At 43.5% G+C, this 13,053-nt stretch carries 9 protein-coding genes; 2 read left to right on the forward strand and 7 right to left on the reverse strand.

Annotated features, from left to right (window positions below; all coding sequences use genetic code 11):
* Positions 1-329 precede the first annotated feature (329 nt).
* From RIM23_RS28205 to bchL, 6 genes are all read right to left on the reverse strand, one after another.
* Entirely contained in the window at positions 330-2,558 is a 2,229-nt protein-coding gene (locus RIM23_RS28205; RefSeq protein ID WP_446371465.1) for a tetratricopeptide repeat protein, read from the reverse strand.
* A gap of 608 nt (positions 2,559-3,166) precedes the next feature.
* Positions 3,167-3,925 carry a hypothetical protein gene (locus RIM23_RS28210; protein WP_446371467.1) on the reverse strand — a complete coding sequence of 253 codons (759 nt, stop codon included), beginning with the start codon at positions 3,923-3,925 and terminating at the stop codon, positions 3,167-3,169.
* A complete protein-coding gene (locus RIM23_RS28215; protein WP_446371469.1) occupies positions 3,926-5,053 on the reverse strand; it encodes an AAA family ATPase in 1,128 nt (375 codons plus the stop codon).
* Complete coding sequence (locus tag RIM23_RS28220; RefSeq protein ID WP_446371471.1) at positions 5,050-6,189, reverse strand: DUF262 domain-containing protein; 1,140 nt, start codon at positions 6,187-6,189, stop codon at positions 5,050-5,052. The genes RIM23_RS28215 and RIM23_RS28220 overlap by 4 nt, the downstream gene beginning before the upstream one ends.
* A gap of 115 nt (positions 6,190-6,304) precedes the next feature.
* Positions 6,305-7,708, reverse strand: coding sequence for a ferredoxin:protochlorophyllide reductase (ATP-dependent) subunit N (locus tag RIM23_RS28225; protein WP_446371473.1), 1,404 nt, complete (start codon positions 7,706-7,708; stop codon positions 6,305-6,307).
* Positions 7,709-7,924: 216 nt separating this feature from the next.
* The gene (gene bchL / locus RIM23_RS28230) at positions 7,925-8,791 is read right to left on the reverse strand and encodes a ferredoxin:protochlorophyllide reductase (ATP-dependent) iron-sulfur ATP-binding protein (RefSeq protein ID WP_446334843.1); all 867 of its coding nucleotides are present in this window, start codon (positions 8,789-8,791) and stop codon (positions 7,925-7,927) included.
* 851 nt (positions 8,792-9,642) lie between these two features.
* Here bchL and RIM23_RS28235 point away from each other — a divergent pair.
* Positions 9,643-10,560, forward strand: coding sequence for an Rpn family recombination-promoting nuclease/putative transposase (locus RIM23_RS28235; RefSeq protein ID WP_446371475.1), 918 nt, complete (start codon positions 9,643-9,645; stop codon positions 10,558-10,560).
* 603 nt (positions 10,561-11,163) lie between these two features.
* Here the strand turns inward: RIM23_RS28235 and chlP are convergent.
* Positions 11,164-12,387, reverse strand: coding sequence for a geranylgeranyl reductase (gene chlP, locus RIM23_RS28240; protein ID WP_446371524.1), 1,224 nt, complete (start codon positions 12,385-12,387; stop codon positions 11,164-11,166).
* 221 nt (positions 12,388-12,608) lie between these two features.
* Between chlP and RIM23_RS28245 the strand changes: the two genes are divergently transcribed.
* Positions 12,609-12,908, forward strand: a complete 300-nt coding sequence (locus tag RIM23_RS28245) for a (2Fe-2S) ferredoxin domain-containing protein (protein ID WP_446371477.1) — start codon at positions 12,609-12,611, stop codon at positions 12,906-12,908.
* Positions 12,909-13,053 lie beyond the last annotated feature (145 nt).

A 13,053-nucleotide genomic window follows, 5' to 3' on the forward strand; every position in this document is an offset into this window, starting at 1 on the left:
ATAAACGGACGTGGAGAGGGTGTAAGACCTCATTTGGAGGCAACCTTCAGCGAAGCGTCAACCCCAATCAGCGACCACCCCGGCTAAAGGTGGCGTGGTGAGGAATCCCCCGCGCTCTTTAGCCGGGGGAGGATGTCAATGTTGAACCGAAATTAGTAGGGACACGACACCGAAATTAGTAGGGGCACGACACCGAAATTAGTAGGGGCACGACACCGAAATTAGTAGGGACACGACATGTCGTGCCCCTACTGGTGTGGTACAGCTAAAATTGTGGAATAAATTTGACCATTGAAGGGGGCGCAAGCCTTGCGCCCCTACTACCGATATTATTCGACGTTCGACAATTGACAACGTTGAACCGCTGCAGCGGTCTCTCCCCGAATTCGACGGATAGCGACTTCCAATTCACTTAAATTTTCTTGCAAACTGCAATATTGAACTTGTAGAGTCTGTAATGTCTCAGCTTCCACTGTCTTGCGCTCTTCTAACTGACGCAGTTCAGTTCGAGCCGTCGCTATTCTTTGTTCCGTGGTTTGGATTTCCCCTTGCAGTGTACTTAGGCGTTGTTGTACGGTGCGGAGTTCGCGGCGAGAGACTTCCATGCGTTCTTGAGCGGTTTCGATTTCCCCACGTACCGCCACCAATTGGGCTTCTAGGCTTTGGCGTTCACTCTGTAGAGACTCAACTCTGGCTTGGGCGCTGTTAATCTCCTCTCGCACTTTAACTAACTGTTGTTGAGATTGACGTACAGACGCTTGAGAGGATTCTAGGCGTTCTTGAGCGGTTTCGATTTCCTCCCGTACTGCTACCAGTTGGGCTTCTAAGCTTTGGCGTTCACTCTGTCGGGATGTCAGTTGGGCTTGGGCGCTGGTAATCTCTTGTCGCACTTCAACTAACTGTTGTTGAGATTGTCGCACAGACGCTTGGGAGGCTTCCAGGCGTTCTTGAGCGGTTTCGATTTCGCCACGTACCGCCACCAGTTGGGCTTCTAAGCTTTGGCGTTCACTCTGTAGAGACTCAACTCTGGCTTGAGCTGTGGTAACCTCTTGTCGCACTGCAACTAACCGTTGTTGTGATTGGCGCACAGAGGCTTGAGAGGATTCCAGGCGTTCTTGAAATGTTTCAATTTCCTCCTGTATCGCCACCAGTCTCGCCTCTTGACTTTGGCGTTCACTTTGGAGTGATGTCAATTCGACTTGGGCGGTGTTAATTTCTTCTCGCACTTCAACTAACTGTTGTTGAGATTGACGCACAGACGTTTGGGAGGCTTCCAAGCGTTCTTGAGCAGTTTCAATTTCCTCCCGTACCGCCACCAGTTGAGCTTCTAAGCTTTGGCTTTCACTCTGTAGGGATGTCAGTTGGGCTTGGGTCCTGGTAATCTCCTGTCGCACTTCAACTAACCGTTGTTGAGATTGTCGCACCGCCGCTTGAGAAGATTGGAGTTGGGTTTGGGCGGTGTCAATTTCTTCTCGAATGGCGATTAACTGTTGTCGAGATTCCCGGATTTCGACTTGGAAGGATTGGAGTTGAGTTTGGGCGGTTTGAATTTCTTCGCCCAGGGCGACTAATCGCTGTTGCGATTGATTGACTTGAGATTGAGAGGATTCAAATTGGGCGGTTAGGGTTTGGCGTTCATTCCGCAATGTCTCTAATCGGGCTTCGGCGGTGCGAATTTCGGTTTGCAGCGCTAAAAGTCGCTGTTGGGCGCCACGAACTTCGGTGGTAGATTCGCCAGAGGTGGTAAGAATAGAGAGTAAGGTGGTTACTTCCAAATCTGTGCCGTTAAAACTCGCCGCCCGTTCTAAAGACGCGATCGCTTGGTCGAAACGTTCTAATTGATACAGCGCTAATCCCCGTCGTTTCCAGGCGAGGGCGTTTCGCGGTTCAAGTTCTAAGGCTTTGTCACAACTGGCTACCGCGTCTTGATAGCGTTCGAGTTTATACAATGCGGCGGCGCGTTCTACCCAAACTGACGCCATCTGCTCATTCGTTTGCAAGAGTTGATCATAGATGGAGAGCGCCTGATTATACTGTCGCAACTCATAAGACAGCACTTGGGCAATTTGCTTGGGGATGACGGTGGTGATTAAGGTTTGTTCATACTCCGATTCAGCGTTTAAGATTAAGGCTTGTTGCCATGTTGTCACCGCCGCCTGATAGCGTTGGAGTTCGTATAAGGCTTGTCCTTTCTGATACTGAGCTAAAAGATAACTGGGTTGAAGTCGAATCGCTTCATCGTAGGATGCGATCGCGCTTTCGTACTGTCCCCAACTACTGAATATCTCACCGCGCCAGTACCATGCCAAGAACGCTTCTGGCTGAATCTGCACAATCCGATCTAGGATCGCGATTGCCTCTCGATATTTACCCACACCCCGTAACTGGCTCACCTGTTGCCACAATTGATCCAGCAATTGAGCTTGCGCGATCGGCATTGTGGTGGGGGTGCGATCAAACTCCATCGGTTCAATCGGTGTTTGCACCGTCGCACTGGCGATTCCACCAGTCATTAATGTCGCTAAGGCTACACTTATCTGAAATGGGATTTTTGACATACTGACTCCTCAGACCTGAATATACCATCAACGAGAATAACTCTGTTGATAGTTTAAATTAATGTATAACTTTATCAAGTTCTTTGTTTATATACTACTTTTGATTAATAAATCCGTAATATCTTAGCAGAAGTTTAGGAATTAGTTATCTCTAAAGAGAGCGTAGACTGTTTTTTTTGCGACATAATCATTGGTTCCTATTGACAGGCGGACTAAATTTTCCCGGACGCGATCGTTCCTGGTTAAGCTGTCACGCATTTAAATTGGGAATGGGTAGCGAGCAAGATGCTCGCATTACAACGATGCTAGCAGTTGTTGACATTAAGGTTTAAATGCCGAACACCTTAATCAAGTCAGCACCCTACCTGTGCTATAGTCGTATCATGTCAGATTTGACATAATTAATGAAATTATTTGGATCGGTAAGCGTTTGATTGAGAATTGTAAGAGACGGCTAAAATTGTATGACGAAATCTCAGGGATGACATAATGGAGAGTTAATGATGGATGCAGTTAAGCGTCAACGTTGAATCAGGTCAATAAAATAACAATAAACAATCGCACAATATGTATAATATGCTACTTCTTACACCAAGCATCCGGAGAACTTAAAATTCCTCATTTTTTATTTGCTTGATAACATTAAAAGGCACTTCATTTTCAGAAACAGGATATCCATGAAAGCCATCCACATTGTCTGATTGAAATTCATAGAATTGCCCATTGAAATATCCATAAATTTGTCTACCACTGACAATTCCTGTATCCAAAACTTGTTGTGCTTCTTCATCCGTTAAATCCATGAGCGTACCCCAACCACCTGGAGCGTGCTTAGGACTGGGTATATATTTCGGTCGTAACTTCTTTGCTTGGGTTACATTAGTTAGGTTAAGAATTTCTCTATCTTCACTTACATCGCTATCTATACTGAACTTTACATGAATGTACTCAACTAAAAAATCAGGTGCATTTTGTAGGCTTATTAAAGTTCCTTTCAGATAAGCTGCTCCTGCCAATGAACTACCCAAAACATCTTGATTATTAAACTGGCATTCGTAATAGTCCACTTTTTCGTCTAAAATTTCATCTATAAAAGGGCCATTGTTCTTTAATTTAATCAATAACAATCGACTATTTTCTTGTTTTTCCCCTATAGATGATTTTGCTTTTTTATATAACCATTTACTTACATTAATAGTTTGAGATATATTACACCCAAAGAAACAACTATGAGTGAGTATAGGCTCTTTACCTCGAATGGGTTCTAGTTCCTTGATGATTTCAAGCAATACATTCATGAGGTTGTCAGCATCTTCATCATACTTTGCCTGCCCAATAAAAGAGCATTCATTGATCAAGAAGTGCATTCAAATTAACTCCATCAAATCTTTCTCCATTTGATCAAAAAATCCATCGGGCCAGTGATCAATTCTTCCATTAGCTCGAATCTTGGGGGAAACTACTTCTATAAAATATTGCCCTTGTTTTTCTGTCTGCTGAAAATAATGAATTTGTACATCCTTATGATCTAATTTTCTACCATTAACAGCCAGACGAATTCCATTTAAAACATGGTCACTATGAGTTTCTATGACAACTTGAACACCACAACTAGCGGCAATTGCCAATAATTCACCCATTTTTGATTGCCCTTTGGGATGAAGATGAGCTTCTGGATTTTCCAGTAGAATTAGTGTACCTGGAGGAGATGAAAGTACGGCGACAATAATGGGTAAAGTGTAAGTAATTCCAAAACCAACATTAGTAGCACGGTAAGGATTGCTATCTCCGTAGAAATACTGGGATGTCATCAGATCTACATCTAGTTTAGGGTCAATTTTAATACGTGTACCTGGACTGACTTCTCCCATCCATGCCTCGACTTGATCTATTAAATCAAGTGATTTTTCTCCTATTTTACCTGTTTGACCTTTAATGTTTACTTTTGGATGGCTTAATTTCCTGTTGGGAATTTCTTTACGCCCATTCAAAAAAAGAAAATGAGAGGTATATTCACCTCTAGTTCCAAGTTTGCCAAGCTGCCTCACTTGAAAATCGGACATTTCAAAAAAAGGTCTTGAACCAATTCTTTCAGCTTGTAAATAGTGAAAATTTTTATTAAAAAGACTTGATTCATAAACTTCTTGTTTGACAGGTTCCGAATCAAGGTTTAATACTTCTACTTCTCGATCGTAATTGAAACGCCATCTACCACTTTCATCATTATCCCAAACAACTTCAAATTCAATTGGATCTTTTCCTGCTCCCTCAAAAAGCGCATCTTGCCCTGTTCCAATGCAAACCAAATCACCGTTTAGTGCCAAACCTTTTGCTGGTAATAATCCCTGTTGATAAGATTGACGCAGTAGCAGTAGCGATTGAAGAACAGAAGATTTACCGGTACTATTAAGACCAGAAAGTAGGGTTAGCGGTCTAAACTCAAGAAGCTGATTAGAAAAAGGTTTGAAATTGATTAAGTGCAGCTGACGAATCATGACAATACATCCTGAATTATTTTTTCAACAGTCCTAAATCGATAGTCAACCTTATTCGCTGCCTGAGAAATAGATGAGTTGAATTCTTGATCATTGTCTATATAGTAACGGACTGAATCAATTATTTCTTGCTTTTTGTTTTTTAATTCTTGGATTTTATTATCGCCTAGTTTACCAAGATTCACTGACCACACTTCAAATATTGCTTTGTTTAATGGATATTTCCTTTGATTTTTATTAGATAGTTTACGAAAAGCATTTTCGCCGAATATTTCATGTGCAGCTATCATAGATTTTTTGAATTGCTCTTTTATAGAATTCAATTCTTCATTTGTTAATTGATTAGCCTTAAATAATGCTTCACTTAAGAATTCATCTCTATTTCCTTCGTGATAGTCTTTATAAGAGAAAAGTGTATAGGCAATAAACCCTAAGACGAATTCTCGATCATCCATTCGCATTTTTTTAGATTTACTAAGGTCAACAACTTGGGTAAATTCTTTCATTCCCGCAAGTTCAGCTAAAAACTTAGTTGCTTGACCTGGATTAAGCGCATGGCGTATTTCTTGAGGCGAAAGAGGTGTTCCACCTGTATTAATACGTTTAAATATATTGTATTTTACCTCAGGAGGTGTACCTTTTTGAATTAGATAAACTGTTGGTTGTGTTTCAAGAATGCGTCGCTGATATCTGGGTATCAATTCATCATATATTTTCCCTTCAAGATCATTAAGATACTCTAATCCACTCAGCGTAAGCTTGTTATCCTTGACAAATTCTTTTAGAGCAAATAACCGCTGCATTCCATCTACAACCAACCAATTCTCTTCGTCAGTTGCATCAATATAAAAAGCCGGTAATGGAATGCGGATCAATATGGATTCAATGAGTCTACTTTTAACATCCGGTTTCCATATATTAGCTTGACGCTGAAAATCCGGTGCTAAATTAAGTGCTTGTTGATCAATTCGTCTCAGAAGCTGTTCAATTGTTGGTTCTCTAGTAATAATATTAATTTCATCTGGATTGTAGCGAAAGCTACGTCGTTCATCTTCTTCGTCATCATTGTCTGCTTCGTCTAACGTGTCTTCATCAAGTGATTCTGGTTCTAAGTCTTGGTTATTCAATTCTGTCACAGTATTTCCTCCTGTGAGTTCATATTCACTCGTTCTCGTACTTGTAAGATATAGAGTAACACATTAGAAACCCCCCGGAATCCGGAGGGTTGGAGAGATCTCAAAGGAGGAGAGATCAAACCTTCGCTTCTTCCTTCACCAACTTATCCCAACCCAAATCCTTGAGGCTGTTATTGCGCCGCAGGGGACGAGTTGCTAACTCCAGAATATCCCGCGCATTGGTAAAGCCGTGAATCTGAGCAAATGTAAACTCAACGGACCACTTAGTATTAATTCCTCGCGCTTCTAAGGGATTCGCATGTGCCATTCCGGTAATTACTAAGTCCGGATTCAACTCATAAATCCGCTGAATTTGATTGTAGTTATCTGGTTTCTCAATAATCTTTGGCGTCGGTACTCCCATCTCATGGCAGGTTTTCTCCAGCAGATCCAATTCCGCCTTCTGATACCGCTTATCCATATAGGGAATGCCAATTTCTGGACAAGTCATCCCACAGCGGATTAAGAAACGAGCCAGGGAAATTTCCAGTAAGTTATCCCCCATGAAGAAAACCGACTTACCGCGTATTAACTTGACATATTCTTCCAGGTTTTCCCAAATATTCGCTTCCCGTTCATCTAACCCTTTCGGTTCAATACCAAACACCGAACAAATCTTCTCAATCCAAGCACGAGTTCCATCGGGACCAATAGGGAACGGTGCGCCGATTAATTTACACTTGCGGCGACGCATTAAGGTTGTGGCGGTGCGACTTAAAAAGGGGTTGACACCAGAGACATAATACCCTTCTTCAATCACGGGGAGTTCGGTGTAGCGCTTGGCGGGTAACCAACCAGAAACTTTAATCCCCTGCTTCTTCAGTTCCAGGGTAAGATTTGTCACCACGGGGTCAGGTAACGATCCAAATAATACCAGGGGAGGATGATCCACATACTCCGATTCTTCCGCCGCTACCTCTTCTTTCTGGCGTCCAAAGTTGAGCAGTTTGGAAATCGCATTCCGTTCTTCTTTTTCTGCTTCTACCTTTGGTGCTTTACTGGGACATTTGTGAGCCATCGCCGCGAGGACTGTATCTTCCCCTTGAGTAAACGCATAGTCCAACCCATTCGCCCGCGCTGTAACAATGGGAATCCCAAGCTCTGCTTCGAGCTTCGGCGCTAAGCCTTCTAAATCCATCTTAATGATTTCCGTGGTGCAAGTGCCAATCCAGACAATTACACTAGGGTTGCGATCGCGCTTAATCTGTAAACATAACCGCTTGAGTTCTTCGTAGTCATTCAGTTGGGCGGAAATATCTCCTTCTTCTAATTCCGCCATCGCATAACGGGGTTCAGCAAAAATCATCACCCCCATGGCATTTTGCAGGAAGTAACCACAGGTTTTAGTCCCAATCACTAAGAAGAAGCTATCTTCAATCTTCTGATAGAGCCAAGCCACACAGCTAATCGGGCAAAATGTATGGTAATTTCCAGTTTCACATTCAAACTCTAGCGATTGGGGGTTTTGAAGCGCTGTCATAATTAATTCTCCTCTCTTCGTTTATTAAAATTTTCATTTGTCATTTGTCCGTTGTCTTTCGTAACTGTTCCTTATTTTTTGGTTCTCGGGTTTGGGTGAAGCATTTGGGAAGAAGCATTGATGTGACAGTGACAACAGATAGTCCCCCAAATGCTTCACCCCTACAAACCTACAAACCTAACCACAAATGACTAATGACCAATAACCAATGACTAATTAAACCATCATCAGGTCAAGTTCTTCTTCCTCTGACGTTACCTTGGGTTGTGGGGGATTCAGGTAGAAGTCAGACAGTAAGGAGAACAACTCGCGATCGGGGGAGTCGTTGGGAATGACTCCTTCTGGACGTGCCAATACTTGATCGGCAATATTGAGATAGTAATCACACACAGGTGTCAGAGACGGATCAGTTTCTGCCATTTCAAAAATGGTTTTCCCTTTAACCCGAGAGATGCGAATATCTTCAATTAAAGGCAGAATCTCCAACACGGGAATGGGTACGGCTTCAATATACTTATCGATCAGATCCCGCTTCGAGGTACGATTCCCGATGAGTCCCGCTAGACGCAAGGGGTGGGTACGGGCTTTTTCACGCACGGAAGCCGCAATTCGATTCGCCGCGAATAAAGCATCAAAGCCGTTATCGGTAACGATCATGCAGTAGTCGGAATAGTTCAGAGGCGCAGCGAATCCCCCACAAACTACGTCACCGAGAACATCAAACAGAATTACATCGTACTCGTCAAACGCATTAAGTTCTTTGAGTAGCTTCACCGTCTCACCGACAACATAGCCACCGCAACCCGCACCGGCTGGAGGTCCACCCGCTTCGACGCAATCAACGCCACCATAGCCTTTATAGATCACGTCTTCGGGCCAAACGTCTTCGTAGTGATAATCCTTTTCCTGAAGCGTATCGATAATCGTGGGAATGAGAAAGCCTGTCAGGGTAAAGGTGCTGTCATGTTTCGGATCACAGCCAATTTGCAACACCTTTTTGCCGCGTCTGGCTAAAGCTACGGAGATATTACAGCTTGTTGTGGACTTACCAATACCGCCTTTTCCATAAACTGAGAGTTTCACGCTTCGTCGTCTCCTATCGTTTGGATCAAAACTGGAATGTTGTCGTAGCTATTAAATGAGCTGGCATCGAGGCTTGGGCTGAGTCGCCAGCCGTTGCTTGCTGCCTGCTAATCGCATTATTGACATAACTCCTCTGGAAAGGAAAGGGGGTGTGGGGATGGGATGGGGTTTAAGTATCTATATAATGACGCCTATGAATGTCTAAAAGCTTTTATGGGTTCAGAGTGACTCTGAAGCCAGTTTAAGCAAATTATTACAGTTTTGTGTAATTTATTTATATAAATGTGAACAAAAGCAAAAAATATGGGTAATTGACTTCAAGCCTGACTACGCTGGCTGATGTTAGCAACCTGACTCCAGCTCAACGCTGACGGGAAATGGGGTATATAGATGGGGTTTGGCGCGATCGCATCCCCTAAGCCTGAGATCCCCTGATCCCCAAAAACCCTAGATTTACGTCAGTCAGAGAACCTGCGATCGCGGGTTTGGCTTTCCTTGGGCAAGATGGTTGTAAATAAAGATTAATTTTTGTGGCAGTGATTACACTCGCCGCGATCGGCAACCACTGGCATAGGTTAAAGTCTATGGTTGCAATATAAATATACCTATGCTCGAAAAACCAATGGTGTTGAGATTGTTCACCGGAGAAAGGCGGGGCGGGCGCGAGTCACATCCCTTGTGCAACCAAAAAGATAATAGTGAAACCCGCCCCTACGCACGCGCCAGGTTCCCTATTGTTTTTAAATAGCATCAGGATAACCACAACCCAATAGAAAAGCCACGACGCTTGTTTACTACTAAAATAAGATTACTAGCGCTCCTTTAACTTCAGGCTTAACCGGGATAAAACCATGAAATTTATCAGCCCCAAGGTCGATTATGCCTTTAAAAAAATCTTCGGTTCAGAACAAAGCAAAGAGGTTTTAATTAGTTTTCTCAATGCCATTATTTATAATGGAGAGAAAATTATTCAATCTTTGACAATTGCCAACCCTTATAATCCAGGTCAGGCAATAACCTTAAAAGATACTTATTTAGACATAAAAGCTGTTTTAGCTAACGGCTCTGTTGTTATTATTGAAATGCAAATAGCGCGGGTGACAGCTTTTAGCAAACGAATCGTTTACAATCTGAGTAAAGCTTATAGTAATCAGTTAGGAATTGGGGAAAATTACCTGATCCTCAATCCGGTAATCGCCGTAACAATTACGGATTTTATCCTGTTTAACAATACTCCAGATGTGATCAATCAATTTGTTTTTCAGGAAAAAAACAAAAACTTTGAATATCCTGATCCAGAATTGCAGCTAATCTTCGTCGAGCTACCGAAATTCAATAAAACATTGTCAGAGTTAACCAGTTTAAGCGATAAGTGGATTTACTTTCTAAAAGAAGCGGCTAGTCTAGATAATATTCCTGATAGTTTGGGAGACGTGTCTGAGATAGAACTGGCTTTAAATATTGCTAACCAAGCCAAAATGACCGTAGAAGAGTTAGAAGTCGTGGAGCGCCGGGGAATCATGTTGCAAGATGAGAAAGGGCGGATAACCTATGCGGCAGAACAAGGGGAAGCAAAAGGACGTTTTCAAGAAGCGATCGCTCTAGTTATGCGTTTACTTAACAAGCGTTTTGGAGAACTCCCGGTGGCAATAAGCACCCAAGTTGAAAGCTTGCCTTTAGAATATTTGGAAAATTTAACTGAGGATATTTTAGATTTGAATCTTTTGGAGGATTTGGAACGTTGGTTAAACGAACATTCGCCGTCTTAATCAGGTGTACGAGAATCTAGGTTCACCCTCAGTACAATGGCACTGAAATAAGCATTTTTTGGTTAACGAAACCTTGATATACCGTAGGGTGGGCATTGCCCACCAGCATACCAGTCAGCGCCTTACTCAACCCTCTGTCAATAAAGAAAGCCACAACTAAGAATCCCCCCTTTTACTATAAAAGAGGGGACTCCCAAGGAATAGATTTAGGATTAGATAGACAGTTCAGTTAGTGCTTCTGTATAGAATTCGCTGGTTGAATAAGTGAGTTGAATTTACCAGCACTTTTATAGTAAGCCCTTAATTAGGTGGTTGACAATAAAAATCGGTCAACTTTATAAAAACTTTATAGATATCTCGATTAGCTTTATCAGAACTTAATATTTAAGGTCATCTGACATTTACAATGGGGGCGGCTAGGAGAGCATCCTAAAAGCGAATGCACGTTCCCGCCGCCCTTGGGGTTATGACAAGAGGAATGATACCAAATCCGCCTTTATCACCCCTTTTGCCACGGCGATTGAAATCGCTGCTACACTTGCCCTTTCGTCCGCCTGCGCGGACTAGGTTATAACGGGGATAGCTAACCCGGATTTGGTATGATTACGGTGCTAAAGCGTTTCCGCGCAACAGACTACCAATGGTTTTGGCAGTAATTTTAAGCTGCACTAAAGGATTAGCAGGTACAACCGTTTTGTACAAGTAACTGTCAAACGTGAGTCGCTGCACATCCAGATCTGAACACATCTCCACAAATGCTTCACGAGTCGCATCGGTGCGATAGAAGACGGTTTGCAGAATATCCAGCACCTTATAGGTGATGCCATATTTCTTATCCCAACGCTTGAGATAAAGCTTGAGGTCATCTTCCGTGGGAATGCGAGTTCCACCATTGGAGGTTTCGACAATGGTTTCGGCGCACATCCGCGCGGATTTGGCAGCAAAGTAAATCCCTTCACCGGAAGATTTCGTTACTGTTCCGGCGGCGTCTCCAACTAACGCCACCCGACCAACAACTCGCCGAGGTCTGGGATGCTCTGGAATTGGGTGTGCTTCTACTTTGATAATTTCACCACCGAGGAGTTTCTTGGCTGCACGAGCGCGAATCCCCGCCTGTAGCTTTTTAATTTTGGCTTGGTTAACCTTCATCGTACCCGTGCCAACGGCAACGTGGTCGTATTTGGGGAAGACCCAAGCGTAGAAGTCAGGAGAAACGTCGTTACCCACATACATTTCTGCCAGGTCTTCGTAGTAGTTCATCATGTCCCCTGGTAGGCGAATCCGCTCTTGGAACGCGATCGCATAATTGTAGTCCCCGGCGTCAATTGCCTTAGCCACGCGGGAATTAGCGCCATCAGCACCAATCACCAGGTCTACTTTCAGGGTTTTTTGTACGCCACTGAGACTCCCATCGGAATGGTCGGCGTAGTGAAGGGTATAGGGTTCTGTATTACTTGTGGGAATATCGAGTTTATGAACAGTGCCATTAATTAAATTTGCACCCAGCTTGGCAGCGCGGTTCCGCATGAAGCCATCTAGGACTTCGCGGCGGCACATGCCAATATATTCGTCTTCTTTTACCAGGTTGATATCCACCTCTATATTCGATGGCGAGATCATTTTCATCTTTCTGACTCGCCGATCGATAATCTCAGGTGGCAGGTCAAATTCACTAACCATACAGAGCGGAATGGCTCCGCCACAGGGTTTAGCATTGTCTAGCTTGCGCTCAAACAAGTAGGTTTCGATTCCGGCTTTTGCTAAAGTCTCTGCGGCAGACGAGCCAGCAGGTCCTGAACCAACAACTGCAACCCTTAGTGCAGGCATGTTTTCTCCCAATCGTTTTCGAGGTACGGATGGCATGGTATCACGGACGTCTGGCTGATTTCATCACTTAGGTGCGATCGCGGCTCAATTTGAAATACAGCTTAACAATTCGCCGTAACAAAGCTTAATATTTTGTCTTATCTCCTTTGTCTTGTGTCATTTGTCAAGAGATAGGTATATGTGTCGTTAAAATTAAGACAACTGTTCACTCCAATACTGGTATGTCAGCGCCGCACTTGTCGCCAACACAGACAAGACAAATACTTGTCTGTCAGCACCGCACTTGTCGCCAACAAGGTGCAGTAAAAGTCTTGGCAGCGTTTCAAGCCTCACCTGTCAATGGGGTTACAGTCAGGGGTAGTAGTTGTCTAGGAGAATGTGGCAATAGTCCGATGGTCGTGGTTCTGCCCGAACAAACCTGGTATTGTCGCGTTCACCCCGATGAAGTCCCAACAGTGGTGCAACGTCATCTCAAAGAAGGACAGCCGGTGAAGGCGATGCTCTATCGGAAATATCATTGACCTTTGTAGGTTGGGTTGAGGAACGAAACCCAACTCCAAGATCAGCCTGTTGGGTAAATAGCGGTTTCGAGAAGGACAGAATCAAACAAGGGCGGGTTTTGTTGAAAGGTTATCGGTAGGATACAACAATTAAAGGCTAAACCCG

This window comes from Coleofasciculus sp. G3-WIS-01, assembly GCF_040223135.1.
GTDB lineage: Bacteria > Cyanobacteriota > Cyanobacteriia > Cyanobacteriales > Coleofasciculaceae > Coleofasciculus.

Bases quoted from the DNA above. Each gene is read 5' to 3' on its own strand.
- RIM23_RS28225 (WP_446371473.1), bottom strand. From the start codon at position 7,708: ATGACAGCGCTTCAAAACCCCCAATCGCTAGAGTTTGAATGTGAAACT.
- RIM23_RS28205 (WP_446371465.1), bottom strand. From the start codon at position 2,558: ATGTCAAAAATCCCATTTCAGATAAGTGTAGCCTTAGCGACATTAATG.
- RIM23_RS28245 (WP_446371477.1), top strand. From the start codon at position 12,609: ATGTCAGCGCCGCACTTGTCGCCAACACAGACAAGACAAATACTTGTC.
- chlP (WP_446371524.1), bottom strand. From the start codon at position 12,387: ATGCCTGCACTAAGGGTTGCAGTTGTTGGTTCAGGACCTGCTGGCTCG.
- RIM23_RS28210 (WP_446371467.1), bottom strand. From the start codon at position 3,925: ATGCACTTCTTGATCAATGAATGCTCTTTTATTGGGCAGGCAAAGTAT.
- RIM23_RS28215 (WP_446371469.1), bottom strand. From the start codon at position 5,053: ATGATTCGTCAGCTGCACTTAATCAATTTCAAACCTTTTTCTAATCAG.
- RIM23_RS28235 (WP_446371475.1), top strand. From the start codon at position 9,643: ATGAAATTTATCAGCCCCAAGGTCGATTATGCCTTTAAAAAAATCTTC.